A 19,513-nucleotide genomic window follows, 5' to 3' on the forward strand; every position below is an offset into this window, starting at 1 on the left:
CCGGAGGAGCGCTGCGGACCGGACCGGTGGGGCCCGGCTCAGAGCAGGTCGCCCTCGATCCGCCGGTACGCCGCGCACAGCGGCGCGAGGACGGGGTGGGCGGGGTCGAACGCCGTCCCGTCGATCGCGGCGATCGGCCGGACGCCGACACCCGCGTTGACCGCGAAGGCCGCCACGAACCGGTCCAGGCCGGCCGGGTCGACGCGCTCGCGCCGCTGCGGGCCGGGGTGCGCGGCGGCGAGCAGCGCGGCGGTGACGCCGGGCAGCGCGGGGCCCTCCGGCCAGACCACCTGCCGGTCGTCGTGGAAGCCGATGTTCCAGGTGGCCCCCTCGGTGATCCGGCCGTCCTCCCCGGTCAGCAAGGCATCGTCGTAGCCGTCGAGTTGGGCCTGCCGGCGCAGCCCGACCAGACCGAACAGGCCGACGTGCTTCACCTCGGGCAGCTCGCGCCGGTACGCGGCGGTGCGCACCCGCAGCGGGCCGGGGGCCGCGGCCGGGGCCGGGCGGGTGGTCACCAGCAGCCGGGGCAGGGCGGGCGCGGCCGGGCGCTCCAGCCCGAGGGCCGGATCGAACACGGTGACCCGGACGATCACCGGAGCGCCGTCCGCCGGGAGCACCCGGCGGATCCGCTGCCGGACCAGCTCCCGGTCCAGCTCGGCGCCGAACACCGTCCGGCAGTCCCGGACCAGGCGGTCCAGATGCAGGGCCAGTCCGCGCACCCGGCCGGACTCCACCCGCAGGGTGGTGAAGTGCCCGTAGTTCAGCAGCCCCAGAGCGGCGAGCTGCCCGGGGTCGGCAGGCGCGCCGTCGATCTCGATCTCAGCCATCCCCCGAGTCTCCCAGCCGTCCGGCCGCGGGTGTGCGCGGCCGTCGCGAACGGTGGTGGCGGCGCCGTCACGGCCCCTGCGGGGCGGTGCTCGGCAGCCGGTCGGCCGGGCCGGGCACCTGCGGGGCCCGGTCCGACTCCCGCAGGACTGGCCGCTCCGGCCCGGCGCCCTCCGGCCGGTAGGGGGAGACGACGCGCCGGCCGGCGTCGCGCGCGAGCCGCTCGAAGTGCTCGATCTTGTACGCGAGGCCCTCCGGCTCGCCGGTGTCGGACCAGCGCCAGGCCTCCGCCCACCACTGCGGACCGCGCACCAGCGGCCGGCCCGCCAGCGCGAGGTGCAGGGCGAGCGTCGAGCGGGCGAAGTCGTGCACCCACCCGTCGCTCTGCCGGTAGGCGGCCGTCTCGTCCAGGCGCAGCCACCGGCCCTCCCGCCCGGCGGCGAGCAGCGGCACCCAGCCGTGGCGGGCGTCGGAGACCAGCAGGAGCAGCCGGTCGTCCTCCTCGCGCACCCGGTAGGACGGCAGCTGCGGCATCCGGGCGAGGCCGAGGGCGTGCTTCCAGGAGACCACCCAGAGTCCGCGCCGCAGGTAGTAGCGGACGGCGTGCTGCCAGGTCCAGTGCGCGTCCAGGCGGTAGCCGGGCATCCCCTCGGCCGCGGCCGCCCGGTACACCTCGTCGAGCACGGCGGCGGCGTGGCCGCGGCCGCGCGCGCCGGGGCGCAGGTAGAGCGAGGAGACGGCCAGTTGGCCCGGTCCCCTCGTCCAGTTGTCGACCGCCACCGTGCCGACCGGCGGACCGTCCCGGCCGTCCGGGCCGTGCACCCAGTAGCGGCGGCGGTAGAGCCCGCCGTCGGGCCACTCCCGGCCGCTCTCGCCGAGCCGCTCGCGCAGCCCGCGCTCGGCCTCCGGGGTCAGGGCGTCCGGGTCCACCCGCTCGCCCAGCTCGCCCTCGGCGCGGGACGCCACGTCCCAGAGCTCGAACCGCCGCCCGTCCCCGCCGTCCACCGTCCGCAGCCGGGGCACCGCCGCCAACCGCTCCTGCGCCCGCTCCACCGCGGCATCCCACGACCTCACCACGGGACCACGATAGCGAGCTTCGCCACCGAACGTGTTTCCGTCGTCACCGAACGTCAGGGCGAAGGTGGGCGGGCGACGAAGGTAGGGGAAACCCGACCCCAGGTCTCGACCTGGCCGTCATGACCCGGCCGTACTGCGCCGCTGGAATGAAGGGGTGCTGAATCACCGAGGCAGACGCGACCACCGCGACCGGGACCACCATCGCCCCGGGGGAGCCCAACTCACCTACCGGGCGGGTTGGTTCGACCGGCGGGCACCGTGGTGCGCCGGTTGGCTGACCGCAGCCGGCTGGGCGGCGGCCTTCCCACTCGTCTCCGGGCTCGGGCCGCACCGCAGTTGGGGCGCCATCGCCGCAACGGGCTATCTGGCGGCGGCCGTTGCCGTACTCGTGCTGCCGTGGCAGCGGGCCCGCTCCTGGTCCGTGGCGGTGGCCCTGCTCGGGGCCCTGGCCCTGCCGCTGCTGCGGCTGGTGCTGACCGGCCAGGGGCAGAGCGAGGTCGCCGTCATCGAGCGGTCCGCGGAGCTGCTGCTCCGGCACGGCACCCCCTACCTGGCCGATCCGCACACGGTCTCCGAGTACACGCCGTACCTGCCCGGCATGGCGCTGTTCGGGCTGCCCCGCGCGGTGCTGGGCGCACAGGAGTGGCCGGCCCGGCTGCTCGGGGACGCCCGGCTCTGGTGCGCCGCCGCGTTCCTGGGCTGCCTGTTCGCGGCCGGCCGCCGGCACCGGGCCGGGCTCGCGGCGCTCACCGCCTCGCCGCTGGTCGCGCTGCCGCTCTGCGTGAGCGGCGTGGATCTGCCGATGACCGGCCTCTGCTGCCTGGCCCTCGCCCTGGCCGCCCGGGACCGCCCCGGCGCCGCCGGGCTGGCGCTCGCCGCGGCCTGCGCGCTCAAGTGGACGGCCTGGCCCGCGGTCGCGGTCGTCGCGGCCCTGCTCGCCGCCACGGCCGGCCGGCGGGCGGCGCTGCGCGCCACGGCGGTCGCGCTGGCGGGCACGGCCGTCCTCGTCCTGCCGGGGGCGCTGCGCTCGCCCGGCCCGATGTTCCACCAGGTGTTCGCCTTCCCCACCGGACGCGGCCCGCTGCCCACCCCGGCGGGCAGCCCGCTGCCCGGCCGGCTGCTCGCGGACCTCGGCCCGGCCGGCTGGTACGCCGCCGTGACGCTGCTGCTGCTCGGCGGACTGGCCGTCGCCGCCTCGCTGGTGCTGCGCCCGCCCCGGGACGCCGTCGGCGCCGCCGACCGGCTCGCCCTCGGGCTCTGCGTGGCCTTCCTGCTCGCACCCGCCGGGCGGTTCGGCTACCTGGCGCTACCGCTCCTGCTCACCCTCTGGGCCCGCTCGCAGGCCCGCCCCGCTCCCCGCACCGGCGCCCTCGCCGATGCGCTCACCGATCCCCGAACCGATCCGCTCACCGATCCCCGAACCGAGGTTGCACCGACCCCATGGCCGGCACACTCATCGTCACCAATGACTTCCCGCCCCGGCAGGGCGGCATCGAAACCTTCGTCCACGCCCTGGCCACCCGTCTGCCCGCCGACGAGGTCGTCGTCCTCACCTCGGACGAGCCCGGCGCCGCCGCGCACGACGCGGCCCTCCCCTTCCCGGTGATCCGCGACCGGTCCCGGACGCTGCTGCCGACCGCCAGGGTCACCCGGCGGGCCGCCGAGATCGCCCGCGCGCACGGGTGCGACCGGGTCTGGTTCGGCGCCGCCGCCCCGCTCGCCGCGATGACGCCCGGGCTCCGGCGGCAGGCCCCCGGGATCGCCCGCACGGTCGCCACCACGCACGGCCACGAGATCTGGTGGGCCCGCACCCCCGGGGCCCGCCGACTTCTCCGGCGGATCGGTGACCACGTCGACGTGGTCACCTACCTCGGCGAGTACACCCGGGCGCGGATCGCCCCCGCGCTCGGGCCCCGGGCCCGGCTGGAACGGCTCGTGCCGGGTGTGGACGCGGATCGCTTCCGGCCGGCGGGCGCGGGCGCGGCGGGCGCCCCGGACACCGGCGCGCCGATGATCCTCTGCGTGGCCCGGCTGGTCCCCCGCAAGGGTCAGGACGCCCTGATCCGGGCCCTCCCGCTGATCCGGCGGACGGTGCCGGGGGCCGTCCTGGTCCTGGTCGGCCGGGGCCCGGACGAACGACGGCTGCGCGCCCTTGCCCGGCACCACACCGAGCCCGGCTCGGTGGTCTTCGCCGGCGGCCGGGAGCACGCGGCGACACCCGCCTACTACGCGGCGGCGGACGTCTTCGCGATGCCGTGCCGCACCCGGCGGGCCGGTCTGGAGGCGGAGGGCCTGGGCATCGTGTTCCTGGAGGCGGCGGCCGCCGGGCTGCCGGTGGTCGCGGGCCGGTCCGGTGGCGCGCCCGACGCCGTCCTCGACGGGGTCACCGGCGCCGTCGTCGACGGCCGGAGTCCGGCCGCCGTCGCGGACGCGGCCACCCGCATCCTCGGCGCCCCGGCGGCCGACCGCGCCCGGATGGGGGCGGCGGGACGGCGCTGGGTCCGGGCGCAGTGGTCCTGGGAGGCCTCCGCCCGCCGCCTCGCGGAGCTGCTCGACCCGGCGGGCGCGGACGCCGCCGCCCCGGAGGGGTCCGTCCGCCGCGGGTGAGGCGGCACCGCCCGCCGGGTCGGGCGGGTCCGCGCCCGCTTCCGGAGGGGCCCGCCCCGTACCTACTCCCCCCGCAGGTGCGCCAGCACCGCCAGCACCCGGCGGTTGCCCTCCGCCGGGTCGAGGTCGAGCTTCATGAAGATGTTCCCGCAGTGCTTGACCACCGAGGCCTCGGTGATGCCCAGCCGCCCGGCGACGGTCTGGTTGTTCAGCCCCTCCGCCATCAGCGCCAGCACCTCCCGCTCACGCGGGGTCAGCCGGGCCAGTGGCCGGTCCGCCGCCTGCTGCCGGAGCAGGACCCGGACCACCTCGGGATCGATCACCGTCTGACCGGCCGCCACCCGGCGCAGCGCGTCCAGGAAGTCCGCCACCTCGCCGACCCGGTCCTTCAGCAGGTAGCCGAGCCCGGCGGGCTGCGCGCCCGCGGCGCCGAGCAGCCGGGTGGCGTACGGGGTGGCCACGTACTGGGAGAGCACCAGCACGGGCAGGCCCGGGTGGCGTTCGCGCAGCTCCAGGGCGGCCCGCAGGCCCTCGTCGTGGAAGTCCGGCGGCATCCGGACGTCGGTGAGCACGAGGTCGGGGCGGTCCGCGTCCACGGCGGCGGCCAGCGCGGCCGCGTCGCCGACCGCGGCCACCACCTGGTGGCCGCCACGGGCCAGCAGCTCGACCAGCCCGGCCCGGAGCAGCACCGCGTCCTCGGCGATCACGATCCGGAGCACGGCACCTCCACCCGGAGCCGCGTCGGCCCGCCGATCGGACTGGTCACCATCAGCCTCCCTCTCAGAATCGCGATCCGGTCGGCCAGGCCCTGCAGCCCCGCCCCGGCGGCCGGGTCTGCCCCGCCGCGGCCGTCGTCCGTCACCTGGAGCACCAACCGGCCGTCGTCGACCCGGCCGTGGACGGTGACCGCGGTGGCCCCGCTGTGCTTGGCCGCGTTGGTGAGCGCCTCGGTGACGGTGAAGTAGGCCGTCGTCTCGACCGGTCCGGGCAGCCGGTCCGGCAGGTCGATGTCCACCGCGACCGGGACCGGGTGGCGCAGGGCGACCTCGGCGACGGCGGCGGCCAGCCCGTGGTCGGTGAGCACCTGCGGGTGGATGCCCCGGACGAGGTCCCGCAGCTGTTCGAGCGCCTGCCGGGCCTCGCCGCGCGCCCGGTCGACCAGCGCGAGCGCCGGGTCGTCGTCCGCCCGCCCGCGAAGCTCGTACGCGGCCAGCCCGAGGGTCATGCTGAGGGCGACGAGCTGTTGCTGGGCGCCGTCGTGCAGATCGCGTTCGATCCGCCGGCGTTCGGCCTCGAAGGCGTCGACCAGGCGGGCCCGCGAGCGGGTGAGTTCGAGGACCTGCCGACCGAGGCCCTCCGGCCGGGGGCCGAGCAGGAACCGGACCAGCCGGACCCGGCCGGCGGTCAGCAGCGCGCCCGCGTACCCGCAGAGCAGCAGGCCGCCCAGTCCGACGGCGGTCGCGGGGAGGGCGGCGGCGGGACCGGGGACGGCCCGGCCGGGGATCAGCATCACGGTCTCGGGGGCCAGCGCCCAGACCACCAGCGGGCTGACGACCAGCGCGCCGCAGAACACCAGCAGGGCCGTGAAGGCCAGGTCGACGACGCTCAGGACCAGGGCGAACAGGGCGGTGTAGCCGAGCTCGCGCCAGGTGGCGCGCTCACGCAGCCTGGTCCGCAGCCGGGCCCGCCGGCCGACCCCGGGCAGCGCGCGGTGCGGGTCGGGCACGGGCACCGGCTCCACCAGCCGCAGCCGGCGGCGCTCCAGCGCGCCGACCGGGATCCCGGCGAGCGCGACGCCCAGCAGGACCACCAGGCCGACCCCGACGACGGACAGCCCGGTGCCGATCAGCAGCAGGGCGGCGAGCAGGGCCAGCAGCAGCGGCCCGAACACCGCACCCCCGAGCACGTGCCCCCAGCAACGCCACGGGGTGGAGGTGAACGGGAAACGCAGCGGGCGCGCCCGCAGGGCCGCCAGGACCGCGACGGCCTGCCGCCCCTCCGCCACCCCCCGGTCCGCCCCCATCCGGCCACCCTAACCGACCACCCCGCACCCGCCCCGACCTGCCCTTCCACCCCCGCACCCCCGCCCAAGCCCCCGAACCGCCCACCTGACGCGGCCCCCGGGGCCCGTCAGCCGCGCAGGGGGACGCCGTCGAGGACCACGCCGACGATGCTGGTGGCCGGGACGGCGCCCCAGAGGCGGGAGTCGGTGCTGAAGGCGGGGTTGTCGCCGAGCAGGACCACCTGGCCGCCGGGCACGACGGTGGTGCCGGCCGCGGCGCGGACCGGGTCGGGCACCGGGTCGCCCGGCAGGGCGGCGAGGCGCTTCACCAGGAGCCGCCGCGGGCGGCGGCCGGCCGGGTCGGCGGGGAGGTCCAGGTCGGCCGGGGAGACCACGACGATCCGGCCCGGCCGAAGCCGCGCCCAGCTCCGGCGCAGGACCAGGACGCGCTGGCCCGGCCGCAGGGCGGGGGCCATGCTCGGCCCGGAGACCACGACGACCGACAGCGCGGTGCGGGCCAGCGCGGCAACGACCACCACCACGGCGGCGATCGCGCCGCCGACGGCGAGGAGCAGTTGCGTCATGGGGGTCTCCTACGGAACCGGGCCGGCCGCGGGCTGGTAGCCCTCGGCCTGGAGGGTGAACAGTTCGGCGTAGCGGCCGCCGAGCGTCATCAGGGACTCGTGGGTGCCCACCTCGGTGACCCGCCCGTCGGCGAGGACGACGATCCGGTCGGCGTCGCGGACTGCGGCGAGGCGGTGCGACACGATGACGCTGGTCGCTCCCCGGCGCAGTTCGCGCAGGCTGTCGTGGACCTCCTTCTCGGCGGCCGCGTCCAGCCCGGCGCTGGGCTCGTCGAGGATCATCAGGTCGGCATCCCGGCGCATGAACGCCCGTGCCACGGCGAGTCGTTGCCACTCGCCGCCGGAGAGCGAATGGCCCCAGCCGGTGCCCGCGCCCTCGGGCAGGAAGATCCGGCTGAGCAGCGCGTCGTAGCCGCCCTCCAGCCGGTCGATCCGGGCGTGCACCCCGGCGGCGCGGGCGGCCCCGGCGACCCGGTCGCGGTCCTGGAGGTGGTCGAGGCGGCCGAGGCCGATGTTCTCGCCCGCGGTGAGGTCGTAGCGGCAGTAGTCCTGGAAGACCGCGCCGATCCGCTCCCGGTAGGCCTCCGGCGTGAACTCGCGGATGTCGACGCCGTCCCAGAGGATCCGGCCGCGATCCGGGTCGTAGAGCCGGCAGAGCAGCTTGACCAGGGTGCTCTTGCCCGCGCCGTTGAGGCCGATCAGCGCGGTCACCGAGCCGGCCGGGACGGTCAGGTCGACGCCGCGCAGCGTCCACGGCGCGTCCTCGTGGTAGCGGAACCAGACGTCCTGGAACTCGATCGTCCCGCCGAGCCGGCCGGGTGCCAGCGGGACGGCGGGCAGGGCGAGGTCGGGTTCGGCGGTGCCCAGGGCGCGGTAGTGGGCGAAGGTGATGGCCGCCTGGTAGGCGGCCGCGCCGGTGCTCGCGAGCTGTCCGACGCCGGACTGGATGCCGGCCACGGCCGCCACGCAGACCGAGACCTGCCCGATCGACAACTCGCCCCCGGCGGCGGCCCGGACGGCCCAGACCAGGCCGAGCCCGTACACCGCGACGCCGAGCAGCAGGGCGGGCAGCCGGTGCCCGAGGTTCTGCCGGTCGGTGCGGTTCTCCGCCTCGGAGACCGCGACGAGTTCGGTCCGCGCCCGCTGCTTGAAGAAATCCTGGAGGCCGAAGAGCCGGATCTCCTTCACCGCGTCGACGTCGGCGATCAGGCTGCCGTAGAACATCTGCCGGCGGTTGCGCGGCATGGTCTCGCGCAGCACGGCCGCCCGGCGGCGCCCGGCGGCGAGCTGGACGCGGATCAGCGGGAGCGTCAGCAGCAGGGTGAGCGCGCCGAGGAGCGGGTTCACCACGAACAGGGTGCCGAGGAAGCCGGCGACCGTCAGCAGCGCCTGGAGGCTGCTGAACGCCGAGCCGATGAGCAGGTCGGGGGCGATGCCGCCGGCCTGCTGGGCGAGCCGCAACTCGTCCTGGAAGCGCGGGTCCTCGAAGCGCCGCAGACCGGGCAACCGGTTGACGGCGTCGAAGAGTTCCTCCTGCACCCGCAGCCGGACGGCCCGGCTGCTGCGGGCCCGGGTGAACTCGCCGAACGCGGGGGCGAGCGCCAGCCCGAGGCTGGCCGCGATCAGCAGCGCGCAGGTGCGGACGGGCACCCCGGCGAGGGCGCCCGTGCCGGCGGGCCCGGTGAGGTCGTCGAAGAGGTCGCTGACCAGCAGCGCCGTACCGGCCGGCAACAGCCCGGCCACCAGGCTGGTGAGCAGCGAGAGCAGCAGGGCGGCCGGGCTCGCGCGCCAGGCGAGGGCGCAGGCGGCGACACCCGAGCGCAGGGCCCGCCGGCCCTCCGCCGGAACGGCGGGGCGGTGCCCGGCAGCCCCGGCGGGCGACGGGCCGGCCATCGGCCCGGGGGGCGCTCCGGGAGGCGTTCCGGTCACAGCGAGGCGGGGGCGACGGTGAGTTCGGCCGGGAGGAGGCGGTTGGTGATCCGCCCCGCCGCGTCGATGTCCACGTAACTCGGCCAGCGGACCACGCCGAACGCCTCGGCCACCGAGCCCTCGGCGACTCCGGCGGGCTCGACCACCACCCGTGCCACCGGTTCGAGCATCGCGACGAGGTTGTCGCCGACCGGGCCGGTGCCCTTGACCACGGCCACCACCCGCTCCCGCCCACCGGGGTAGGCCGTCACGGCCTTGACGAAGTCCGGGGCCTGTTCGAGGCACGAGCCGCAGGTGGTGGAGAAGAATCCGACTACTGCCCGGTCACCGGTCAGGTCGTCACCGGAAAACGGACCACCGGAATGCGAGACGGCCCGGAAAGCGGGCATCGGCGCGCCGTCCGGGAGCTTGTTCTCCGGAATAGACACACCGCTCAGAATGCTGCCCGCAGCACCACCTTGGGAGGCTTCGTGGGAATGACCGTGGGCATTTCCGTGGGACACCAGGGTGATTTTCCTGGCCAATACCAGGGTCAGCAGAAGATTGAATACCGAAAGGCAGCCGACCAGAATGACGGAGACCGTGGTCATGATTATCTGTTCCTCGTTCCGGCGCGGTCGTGCGCGCGGGGATGGGGGCGCCCGGAAAGCCCCGGGGAAGTGGGAGCCCGGGGAAGGCGGGTGCCGGTCAGCGGGCGGCCGAGAAGAGTTCCACCAGGGTGTCGGTGGCGATGATCAGGATGCTGGCGAAGGCCGCGACCAGCAGGGCGACCGCCACCCCGGCGGCGGCGAGGCCGCCGGGATCGGACGCGGTGCTCGCCGACAGGCCGGCTCCGGCGATGGCGAGCAGGACCGCGTTACGGACCACATGGGCCCGGTTCACGGGCACCCCGGAGGCCCCGAAGCACGAGCAGGAGACGTCCAGCCCGCGCCACAGGACGGAGACCAGCACCACCGCGAAGGCCGCGAACATCCCGCCGGCGAGCGCGAACCCCCAGGTCGCGAGGGGTTTCGGCGCCCACACCAGGACGCCGGCGGCGACCTCCACCACCGGGACGGCGGCCGCGACGGCACCGGTCAGGCGCCCGGGCACGACGGACATCGCGCGCAGGGCGGAGGCGAACTCGCGCGGCGCCCGGAACTTGGCCAGCGCGGAGACGGCGAACACGGCCGCGAGCACGCAGCGGCCGCCGAGCAGCAGGTAGGCAGTCATGGCTCCCCCGTCACCGGCGCCCCCGCCCGGATGGGCGGGGGCGCCGGCGGACTTGTGTGTCAGTCGGCCGTCGTCGTCACGGCGAATGGATCGCCGGGACGGGGATCAGCAGCCGCCGATGATCCCGTAGGTCTCACAGGACGGCGCGACGGCGCAGTTCCAGGAGCAGCACGTGCGGACGTACAGAACCTCGCCGGAGCACCAGGAGCTGGTGCCCGCGGGGCACGCGCAGTACGCATCCGCGGCCTCCTCCTTGAGGCCCCGGGAGAAGGTGCGGTCCACCAGGTTGAGAATCGCCTGAACCATTTGTTCCTCCATGCTGCGATAGCTGGACAGGAGCGGCTTTGCACTTACGGACGAGATCTCGTGTCGGGAAACGTAACCGACACATGAACAGCTTGTCTAGACCAACTTCGATCACGTTCGAAATCGGGTGCGGACCACGCTCAGAACCGGAGCATCCGGTTCCGTCGAAGGAAATCGGGGCGGCAATCACGACGTACGGAAAGGGGACGGAAAGGGGGCACAAAAGGGGTCAAGGGCGGATCCGGGAGGGGGGTCGGGAATGCCCCGGAATCCAGGGCCGGGCCGGAGCGACCCCCGGACGTCCGGTCGGCCGGCCCCGGGAACCGCCGCCGGGGCCGTCACCGGCGCCGCCGCCAGGGCCCGTCACCGGAGAGCGCCGCCGGGGCCCGGCCGAAGACTTGACCGTCCCATTGGTTGACGGCGGTTTCCGGACAGGTCTATACCAGTGGAGGCCGTCCGCACGCTCCCCCCGTGGCACGGCTGTCGCGCCCGACCGCGTCTCCCCCACCTCGACGCGGGCGGGCCTTCCCCCGCCGTTTCCTGGAGAGGTTCCCGATGGAACGCGCTCTTCCCCCACAGCAGTTCACCCCGCCGACCGGACCGCGGGCCCGGCCCTCGCACCGCACGCCCCGGGCCCGCCGGGCCGCGGTGGCGGTGGCCGGGGTGCTCGGCCTGGTGGCCGGCGCCGCGGTCGCGCTGGCCGGCGGCGGCGCCGCCGCGGCCGACGTCACCGCCCCGGCCGCCGGGATCGGCAGCAACTGGTACGCCTCGGCGCCCTACCTGATGCCCGAGGACAACAGCCCGCCGGACGCCGCGGCGGTGATGGACGCGACCGGCCAGAAGGCGTTCCAGCTGGCGTTCATCCTGGACAAGGGCGGCTGTTCCCCGGCCTGGGGCGGCACCTCCTCGATCGACACCGACACCACCATGCCGGCGGTGATCCAGACCATCCGGGCCAAGGGCGGGGACGTCTCGGTCTCGGTCGGCGGCTACGGCGGCAACAAGCTCGGCCAGGGTTGCGGAACCCCGGAGGCCACCGCCGCCGGCTACCAGAAGGTGATCACCAAGTACCAGCTGAAGGCGATCGACTTCGACCTGGAGGAGCCGGAGTACGAGAACACGGCGGCCATCCACAACGAGATCGGCGCGGCCCGGATCCTCCAACAGAACAACCCCGGGCTCTACATCTCGATCACCACCGCCGGGACCGGGGCGGGCACCGGGTGGTTCGGGCAGCAGATGCTCAACGAGGCGAAGGCGCAGGGCTTCACCCCCGACAACTACTCGATCATGCCGTTCGACGGCGGCTTCAACGGCGCGGCCGCCCAGACCGCCGCCCTGGTCGCCTTCAACGGGATCCTCCGGACCACCTTCGGCTGGACCGAGGCCCAGGCCTACGCGCACGAGGGCGCCTCGCTGATGAACGGGCGCACGGACGCCGCCGAGTACTTCCGGCAGGCGGACTTCCAGACCGTGCTGGACTTCGCCCTCGCCCACAAGCTGGCCCGGTACACCTACTGGTCCGTCAACCGCGACCGCCAGTGCCCGGGCACGGTCGACCCTGGACTGTCCGGGTCGTGCTCCAGCGTGGCGCAGAGCGACTGGGACTTCACCAAGTTCACCGTGCGGTTCGCCGGCGCCACGCCGCCCACCACCCCGCCGACCTCGACGCCGCCGACCACCCCGCCGACCACGCCCCCGACCAGCAACCCGCCGGGGGCCTGCGCCGACCCGGCCTGGAGCGCCACCACGACGTACACCAACGGCAGCAAGGTGTCCTACAGCGGCCACAAGTACCACGCCAAGTGGTGGACGCTCAACGAGAACCCGTCGGCCAGTGGACAGTGGGGCGTCTGGTCCGACGACGGCCCCTGCTGACGCGGGGCCGCCCGGTGGGCCCGCCGCCGCTCCCGGCGGTGGCGGGCCCACCGTCACCTCACCGCTCCTGCGCGCCGATCCGCTCGCGCAGGCCGGTCAGGATGCCGGCCGCCTCGTGCAGTCCGAAGCCCCGGCAGCGCTCGGCGGCGGCGGCGAGACGGGCCCGGGCCTGCTCCGTCCGGCCGAGGTCGGTGCCCTCGATCAGCCCGGCCAGCCGGACGGCCTCGGCGCGCGGCGTCTCGGCCGGCTCCCCGCCCGCCTCGTAGGCGGTGACCGCCGACTCGGCCTCGGCCAGTGCCTCCTCGTGCCGCCCGGCCACCGCGTACACCCGGGCCCGCTCGTAGTGGACGGCGCCGCGCAGGTACCAGGGGGTGTGCGGCTCGCCGTCGCGCTCGGCGGCCTCCCGGACGGCGTCCGCCTCGGCCAGCCGCTCCAGCGCCTCGGCCAGCCCCTCGGGGCCCTGCCGCTGCATGGTGATCCGGGCGAGATCCCGGAGCATGCCGGCGATCTGGTCCGGCCTCGGCGCCTTCGCGTGCGAGGCGAGGGCCCGCTCGCGGGCCGTCCGGGCGGCCTCCCAGCGGCCCGCCTCGGCCAGCGCGAGGACGGCCTCGCCGGCGACCACGGTGTGGGTGTGCTGCTCCTCCCAGCCGGCCACCTCGTCGGCGAGCCGCAGGTACTCCTCCGCCGAGTCGCGGAACTCCTCCAGCGCGAACAGTCCGCGCGCGAGGTCCAGCCGGGCCTGCGCGAGCATCCGCTCGTCCAGGTCGGGCGCGGCCGGGTCGAGCAGCACCGACTCCAGGACGGCGACCGCGTCGGCCGCCCGGCCCGCGTCCCGCAGCAGGTCGGCGAGCTGGAGCCGCACCTGGGCGGCCTCCTCGGCGCCCGCCGGACCCTTGCGGTCGAAGCGCGCGGCGGCCTGCGAGAGCGCCCGGACGGCCGCGCCGTTGTCCCCGAGGTGAGCGCAGGCGTGGCCGAGCATCATGTACGTCGCCCCGAACGGGTACGAGTCGTCCGCCCAGCGGGTGGCCTCGGCCAGCGCCCGGTGGAAGACCTCGACGGCCTCGGCCCGGTCGCCGTTCTGCAGCAGCACCTGGCCGAGCAGGCCGAGCACCCGCGGCGTGTGCCAGGGCAGTTCGGCTGCGTCCAACTGCTCCAGGGCGCCGCGCAGTTCGGCCACCGCCTCGGCCATCCGGCCCTGCCGGGCGGCCACATCGGCGCCGTACTGGCGGGCGGTGGCCGTGCGCCGGAGCGAGCCCCGCTCGGTGCTCTCCCGCCGGTACGCGGCGACGGCGTCCTCGAAGCGCTCCAGCGTCCCGGTCGGGGGCTCGGGCAGCGCCCGGACGAGGTCGTGGTGGGCCGCGAAGGCCCGGCACTGCAGCACGATCAGGTAGTCGTCGGTCGTGATGGCCGGCCCGGCCGCTGCCGCGTCCGCAGCCGGCGGCGCGGCGAGCAGCGCCTCGGCCTCGGCCAGCGCCGCGTCCAGGGCGGGCCAGTCGGAGGTCGCGCCCTCGACGTCGCCGAGTTCGACCACCAGGGCCCGGGTGCGGACCGCCAGGGCACGCCCGGCCAGCCCCGCCCGCTCGAAGAGGTCGGCCGCCTCCAGCAGCGCCGCCCGGCCGCCCGTCCAGTCGTCCCGCTCGATCGCGGTATGGGCCCGCTGCTCGGCGAGTTCGGCCCGCAGCCGGGCGGCGCTGCCGGCCGCCGTGCCCTCGGTGTGCCGGTAGTCCGCGGCGCCGAAGCGCTCGGCGACCCGCTCCCAGAGGCGGTCCCCGTCCGGGTGGCCCAGCAGGTGCAGCTCGCGGGCCCGGACGACCAGGTCGGCGAAGTCCGCCGGCTCCGGCTCGGCGGCCCGCGGCGGCGCCGCCGGGGTGGCCGGCGCGGCCGACAGCTCCGGGGCGCTCGCGGCCCGCACCCCGAGCGCGAGCGGCTCGGCGAGCAGCGGGCGCCGCTCCAGCCGGGCCCGCCGGCGCGCGCCGACCGCGTCGGTGCCGTTGCGGGCGTCGAAGCGGGCCGCCAGCGCGTCCGCCTCGGTGCGCAGGTGGGAGAGGAGCGAGTCCACCGTCCAGGCGGCACCGGGCGGTCCGCTGACGGCGAGCCCGCCGTGGCCGCCCCGGGCCAGCCCGGCGATCAGCACCTCGACGCCGGTCAGGAAGTCGAGCCGGCCGGCCTGGTCCCCGGTGACGCCGAACAGGTCGCGGTTCTCGGCCAGGATCTCCAGGCCGCGCGGCTCGTTCCCGGACAGCGCGCAGAACTCCACGTGCAGGCCGACCGCCCGGGCCATCCCGGACTTGCCGCGGGCGAACCGGTAGCCGACCAGGTGGCTGGAGCGCGCGTCGTCCAGCCGGCCCTCGCGCAGCAGCGGCAGCAGCGCGTAGGCGTGGCTGAGGTAGGGCTCCTCGGCGCAGGTGCTCTCGCCCTCGAAGACCGGCCGCCAGGCGTCCAGCGCCCGCCGGTCGTCCCCGGACCGTACGTGGTGGCCCGCCTGGGCGCGGATCTCGCAGGCCCGGCAGTCGCTCAGTTCGCTGCGCGGCCGGGCCGCCCACAGCTCGAAGGCCTGCTCGGTGTCGATCCCGGTGTGCGCGGCCAGGTGGTACCGCTGCGCGTAGTACGGCTGGAGGCCGTGGCCGGCGGCGCGGTAGCGGTCGCGCATCTCGGTCTGCCAGCGGCGCACCGCGTCCAGCGGGACGTCGGGGGTGCCGAGCAGCGCGGTGGCCACCCACTTGAACCGCCAGAACACCTGCTGGCCGGCCCACTCGCCGAAGCCGTCGCGGTCGGTGTCCCAGAGCTTCAGCACCCGGGCGAAGACCACCGGGGTCTTGCTCCGCTCGCCGTCGTACTCGTAGGCCTCCATCAGTTCGAGCAGCGCCATCGCCCGGACCGCGGTGTCGTCGAACTGCTCGGCGGCGTCGACCAGTTCCTCTGCCGTCACGGTCCGCAGCCGGCCGTACGGGCGGGCGTCGTTCTCGCGCAGCGCGGCCATCACCGCGTCGACGCTGTCCAGTACGTCCACGGTCAGGACTCCTTCTGCGGGTCGGCGGCGTCACGGCCGGCGGCGTCACGGCCGGCGGCGGCGCGACCGGCCGACTCGTGGCCGAGCATCGCGTGGTCGAGCAGGCTGATGAACGACCGGTTGAGCAGGGCGCTCTCGCTGGACTTCAGCGGGCGGCGGGTGAGCAGCACGGCCTGCCCGTACAGCGCCTCGACGGCGGTGACGGTCAGTTCGCGGTCGCCGATCGAGGCGGCCCGGCGCACCAGCGGGTTGAGGTGGTTGAGCACCAGTTGGGCGCGCGGCGCCTCGGCGCGCAGCGAGCCGAGGATGTCGGCCCACAGGCCGTCGGCCTCGTCCGCGAGCTGGGCGCGGGTGCGCTCGTGCCGCGCCTCCCGGTTGTCCAGCAGCAGCGCGGGCGCGCTGGTCGGGTGGAAGCTGCGCAGCGCGACGTCGCAGTCGAACCGGCCGACCACCTCGCGGGCGACGGTGAGGAACGCCGCCGCGGCCAGCTCGGCCGCCGGGTCGACGGTGTCCAGGTGCGCGGTGACGGTGCCCGGGTCGAGGTCGGCCACCGACGTGCCGGGGCGGATCTCGGGCAGCCGGTGGACGAGGTCCCGGTCGTAGGTGTAGCCGCCGTTGACCACGCCGAGGCCGGCCGCGGCCGCGATCGGGGCGACCTGGCGGAACTCCTCGACCGTGCGCGTCACCAGGACGACCGGGTGGGCGCGGGCGAACTCGTCCAGGGTGACATTGCCGTCGGTCGTCTCGAACGGCAGCCAGGGCAGCAGCATCCGCAGCAACTCGTCGTCGTAGCGCGCGAGTTCCTTGACGGCGAGGTGGTGCACCGAGATGAAGCGGTGCAGCAGGGCCGGATCGCTGGCGGAGAGCCCGGTGAGCCAGTCCCGGATGCGCGCGCCGAGGGCGTCCCGGACGGCGGCGAGCGTCTCGTCCGCGTACAGGCCCTCGCGCGAGGCGGTGGGGCGCAGGCTGTCGGTGTCGACCACGCAGCGGACGAAGAACGCCCAGTCGGGGAGGAGTTCGTCGGCCTGCTCGGACAGCAGCATGCCCTTGAGGTGGACCCGGTGGCCGGAGCGGCGGGACGGCGGCACCGCGTCCGGCAGGACGTAGGCGACGCCGCGCAGGCCGACCAGCGGCAGGTCCAGCTCGATGGTGTCCAGCGGGGTGAAGTCGAAGGTGGTGCGGCAGTAGGTGGCCAGCGCCTCGCGGCGGGCCAGCGGGGAGCCGTGCCGCTCGGCCCACGGCGGGGTGCGGTTGACCCGGGTGGCGGTGCCGCGGCCGTCGACCACCGTCACCTCGTGGCGCAGCAGGCCGCCGAAGTCCCGGGCGAGCGCCAGGACGCGGTCGGAGCGGGTCCACTCGGCGGCGTCGGCGCGCGGCGCCAGCCGGACGGTGGTGCCGGGCTCGGGCTTGGCCTCCGGCGGCAGGGTGCGGATGGTGTAGCGGCCGTCGGAGCCGCCGCGCCACTCGATGACCGGCGCGTCCGGGGTGGCGGCGGAGCGGGTGACGACGGTGATCTCGTCGGCGACCACGAAGCAGGCCAGCAGCCCGATGCCGAACTGGCCGATGAAGTCCCCGCGGGCGCGGGCCAGGCCGGCGCCGTCGAGGCGGCCGTCGGCGTCGCGCTTGGAGCTGCGGCCGATGGTGGCGAGGAAGGTGTGGACGTCGGCCTCGGTGAGCCCGATCCCCGTGTCGGTGACGGTGAGGTCCTGGTCGGCGTGGACGGTGATCCGGGCCGGCGAGGCCGGGTCGAGCGCCTGGCGGGCGGAGATCGCGTCGACCGCGTTCTGCAGCAGCTCGCGCAGGTAGACCCGGGGGCTGGAGTAGAGGTGGTGGGAGAGCAGGTCCACCAGGCCGCGCAGGTCCACCTGGAAGGTGTGCGCACTCGTCGGGTTCTCGGAAGGGGACACCGCAGGCTCTTTCGATCGCATCGGGTGTGGGGCGGGAGGGGCGGGGCGCCGGGGCGCGGCCCGGCCGGGCGGCTGGACCGGACCGTCGGGTCGGGCCGTCGGACCGAACCGGTGGGCCGAACCGGTGGGCCGAACCGGTGGGCCGGGCCGGTGGGTCAGCGGGCGCAGCGGTCCCGGTGGGCGCGGAAGATCTCGGCGGGGTCGCCGGACAGGTAGTTCCACGGGGACTCGGTGACGGCGCCGTCGAGCGCCTCGAACAGGAGGTGCGCCGTCCTCGGCTGGTCGGCCAGCGAGAAGGCCATCGCGAAGGTGTTGCAGGCGGCCTGCCAGCCGCGCGGGCGCGGGTAGTCGGCGTGCAGCACGGACCGCCGCAGCGCCTCCTGGAGCGAGGCCAGGACGGCGGGCCCGGTGAGGTAGGCGTGGTCCTCGCCGTCCGGGAGGTCCAGCCAGTGCTCCAGGTGCGCGAGCGCGACCAGTTCACCCAGCGGACTGCCCTCGGGAGCGGCCAGCATCGCGGCGCGGGCGAAGGCGTGCATCTCCTCGTGCGAGCCGCCCCACTTGGCGCAGAGCTGCTGGAGGCGCTGCTTGTGCGAGCCGAGGTGGCCGGGGTCGCGGCGCAGCGCGGCCTCGAACCGGTACCGGGCGACGTCCGGGCCGAGCGAGGCGCCGCGGCCGCTGATCTGCAGGAAGTACCAGGGGGCGAGCCACCGGGGCTCCCGCTCGGCCACCTCGAACAGCTGCTCCTCGGCGGTGTCCAGCCGCTCGTGGAACAGCCGCCACTGCTCCTCGGTGACGTACTGGGCTCGCGCACCGGTGCGCGCCTCCCAGGCCCAGGAGACGTGCCGGGCGCCGGAGAGCAGCAGCGCCGGCGTGTCCTCGGGCCGGTCGGCGACGGCCCGGGCCGTCCACTCCTCCACCCCGGCGACGTCGGAGAGCGCGACCAGCAGCCAGGTGAGTTCGGCGCCGTCCGCGACGGCGGCCAGCGCCGGGCGCAGCGACGCCCAGTCCCCCGCGGCCGCCTGGGCCAGCATCAGCCGCAGCTCCTCGTCACCGTGGGCCGGGTCGAGCGCCGGCACCGCCGCCGGGCGCGCGGCGGGGCGCCGGGCGAAACCGAACCCCCGACGGCCGTCGGCCCCGCTTCCGGCAGCGCCCTCGCCGGAACGGCGTCGGAAGAACGACATGGTGTGGCCCCCTCGAACAGCATCGGCTTCTTTCGTACGGCTGCGCACTGGCCGCCCCAGACGCAGTACATATCACGGGCGGACGACATCCCGTCCGCCGGGCCGACCTCGAAGCCCAGGTCACGACCGCGGTGGCATACCCCTGCCTGGTATGTGGACGCAGCATCGCGCGCGGGGCGCGGCGGGCCGGCCGGTGCCCGGAGCCCGGGCACCGGCCGACGGGACCGTTCGAGGACCGGCGATCCGGCGCGGTGGCACGGTGCGCGCAGCCGGCGCGCGTCCTGCCCGGTCGCCGGGTTGGTGCGGACGCGCTCCTGCTCGACGGTGCGCATCCGCGCCCCGCTATCCAGGGGCTGCTGTGCCAGGGCCCGGCCGGCCTCCATGACCCGCGGGGGCGGCGGGCCGCCGGGGGCGAAGGCCCGCGCCTCGGCAATGGCGGGTCCGAGGCGAGTTGGACCCGCTCCTGCGGACGAAAATGGCGGTCCGGTGCGTGAACGGCGAAGGGGGCCGGTCCGACCGGCCGCGCGACCACGGCAACGGAACGCGGGCGCACCGGAGTTGTCGCCGTACGACGGTGACATGTTGCTGCCAGTCAGAAGTGTGCCACCGGCGCTTCGGACCACGGGAACTGTCGATCAGTCACGCTGTCGTAGATGTACGTGATTCGCGTCCGGCTGGAGACGGCGGGTGGCCCCCCGCCCGTCCGACCGGTGGTGGCGGCGACCGTGCGGGACGCACTGGAGCGCGTGCTCCGGGAGCCGGCCCGGCTCGACCACGCCCGGATCCGGACGACGCCGGGAGCCCTGGACGCCGTGGCGTTCGTCTCGGCCCCCGGCCTGCTGGCCGCCGAGGCCGGGCTGCGCGCCGCCTGCGTGGAACTGTCCCACCCACAGGGCCCGTTGGCAGGCTGGCTGCTACGGCACTGCGAGGCCGACTCCTGGCTGGCGCTCGGCCTGCACGAGCAGCCGACGTACCGCTGAGCCCGGGCCCGGGGC

General features: G+C 75.9%; 16 protein-coding genes. 4 read left to right on the forward strand and 12 right to left on the reverse strand.

Features of this window, described 5'->3' with window-relative positions:
• Positions 1-38 precede the first annotated feature (38 nt).
• Positions 39-827, reverse strand: coding sequence for an aminotransferase class IV (locus tag ACIF6L_RS11590; RefSeq protein WP_396488099.1), 789 nt, complete (start codon positions 825-827; stop codon positions 39-41).
• A gap of 67 nt (positions 828-894) precedes the next feature.
• Positions 895-1,902, reverse strand: a complete 1,008-nt coding sequence (locus tag ACIF6L_RS11595) for a GNAT family N-acetyltransferase (protein WP_396488101.1) — start codon at positions 1,900-1,902, stop codon at positions 895-897.
• 274 nt (positions 1,903-2,176) lie between these two features.
• Between ACIF6L_RS11595 and ACIF6L_RS11600 the strand changes: the two genes are divergently transcribed.
• Both ACIF6L_RS11600 and ACIF6L_RS11605 read left to right on the forward strand, forming a co-directional pair.
• A complete protein-coding gene (locus ACIF6L_RS11600; RefSeq protein WP_396488196.1) occupies positions 2,177-3,508 on the forward strand; it encodes a hypothetical protein in 1,332 nt (443 codons plus the stop codon).
• Positions 3,415-4,509 (forward strand): glycosyltransferase family 4 protein, encoded by a 1,095-nt coding sequence (locus ACIF6L_RS11605; RefSeq protein ID WP_396488198.1) that lies wholly within the window; start codon positions 3,415-3,417, stop codon positions 4,507-4,509. The genes ACIF6L_RS11600 and ACIF6L_RS11605 overlap by 94 nt, the downstream gene beginning before the upstream one ends.
• A gap of 62 nt (positions 4,510-4,571) precedes the next feature.
• Here the strand turns inward: ACIF6L_RS11605 and ACIF6L_RS11610 are convergent, their stop codons facing one another.
• The 7 genes from ACIF6L_RS11610 to ACIF6L_RS11640 all read right to left on the reverse strand — a co-directional run bounded on the left by ACIF6L_RS11610 (position 4,572) and on the right by ACIF6L_RS11640 (position 10,542).
• Positions 4,572-5,228: a response regulator transcription factor gene (locus ACIF6L_RS11610; RefSeq protein WP_329490319.1), complete on the reverse strand. Its 657-nt coding sequence runs from the start codon at positions 5,226-5,228 to the stop codon at positions 4,572-4,574.
• A complete protein-coding gene (locus ACIF6L_RS11615; protein WP_359805327.1) occupies positions 5,213-6,532 on the reverse strand; it encodes a sensor domain-containing protein in 1,320 nt (439 codons plus the stop codon). The genes ACIF6L_RS11610 and ACIF6L_RS11615 overlap by 16 nt, the downstream gene beginning before the upstream one ends.
• 107 nt (positions 6,533-6,639) lie before the next feature.
• Positions 6,640-7,095 (reverse strand): S26 family signal peptidase, encoded by a 456-nt coding sequence (locus ACIF6L_RS11620; protein WP_359805326.1) that lies wholly within the window; start codon positions 7,093-7,095, stop codon positions 6,640-6,642.
• 9 nt (positions 7,096-7,104) lie between these two features.
• Positions 7,105-8,988, reverse strand: coding sequence for an ABC transporter ATP-binding protein (locus ACIF6L_RS11625; RefSeq protein WP_396488104.1), 1,884 nt, complete (start codon positions 8,986-8,988; stop codon positions 7,105-7,107).
• A 32-nt stretch (positions 8,989-9,020) separates the two neighbouring features.
• The gene (locus ACIF6L_RS11630) at positions 9,021-9,614 is read right to left on the reverse strand and encodes a TlpA family protein disulfide reductase (protein WP_396488106.1); all 594 of its coding nucleotides are present in this window, start codon (positions 9,612-9,614) and stop codon (positions 9,021-9,023) included.
• A 97-nt stretch (positions 9,615-9,711) separates the two neighbouring features.
• On the reverse strand, positions 9,712-10,236 hold the full coding sequence (locus tag ACIF6L_RS11635) for a MauE/DoxX family redox-associated membrane protein (RefSeq protein WP_396488108.1): 525 nt from the start codon (positions 10,234-10,236) through the stop codon (positions 9,712-9,714).
• Between the two features lie 105 nt (positions 10,237-10,341).
• Positions 10,342-10,542: a hypothetical protein gene (locus ACIF6L_RS11640; RefSeq protein WP_359805318.1), complete on the reverse strand. Its 201-nt coding sequence runs from the start codon at positions 10,540-10,542 to the stop codon at positions 10,342-10,344.
• A gap of 675 nt (positions 10,543-11,217) precedes the next feature.
• Between ACIF6L_RS11640 and ACIF6L_RS11645 the strand changes: the two genes are divergently transcribed.
• The gene (locus ACIF6L_RS11645) at positions 11,218-12,420 is read left to right on the forward strand and encodes a carbohydrate-binding protein (RefSeq protein ID WP_396488200.1); all 1,203 of its coding nucleotides are present in this window, start codon (positions 11,218-11,220) and stop codon (positions 12,418-12,420) included.
• 58 nt (positions 12,421-12,478) lie between these two features.
• Here the strand turns inward: ACIF6L_RS11645 and ACIF6L_RS11650 are convergent, their stop codons facing one another.
• The 3 genes from ACIF6L_RS11650 to ACIF6L_RS11660 form a co-directional block, all read right to left on the reverse strand.
• Positions 12,479-15,430 (reverse strand): hypothetical protein, encoded by a 2,952-nt coding sequence (locus ACIF6L_RS11650; protein WP_396488110.1) that lies wholly within the window; start codon positions 15,428-15,430, stop codon positions 12,479-12,481.
• A 2-nt stretch (positions 15,431-15,432) separates the two neighbouring features.
• Positions 15,433-17,358, reverse strand: coding sequence for an HSP90 family protein (locus ACIF6L_RS11655; RefSeq protein WP_396488112.1), 1,926 nt, complete (start codon positions 17,356-17,358; stop codon positions 15,433-15,435).
• A 134-nt stretch (positions 17,359-17,492) separates the two neighbouring features.
• On the reverse strand, positions 17,493-18,518 hold the full coding sequence (locus ACIF6L_RS11660; RefSeq protein ID WP_396488113.1) for a hypothetical protein: 1,026 nt from the start codon (positions 18,516-18,518) through the stop codon (positions 17,493-17,495).
• A 653-nt stretch (positions 18,519-19,171) separates the two neighbouring features.
• Between ACIF6L_RS11660 and ACIF6L_RS11665 the strand changes: the two genes are divergently transcribed.
• Complete coding sequence (locus ACIF6L_RS11665) at positions 19,172-19,498, forward strand: hypothetical protein (protein ID WP_396488115.1); 327 nt, start codon at positions 19,172-19,174, stop codon at positions 19,496-19,498.
• The last annotated feature ends 15 nt before the right edge of the window (positions 19,499-19,513 follow it).

Source organism: Kitasatospora sp. NPDC086009 (assembly GCF_044540385.1).
In the GTDB taxonomy this organism is placed as follows: domain Bacteria; phylum Actinomycetota; class Actinomycetes; order Streptomycetales; family Streptomycetaceae; genus Kitasatospora.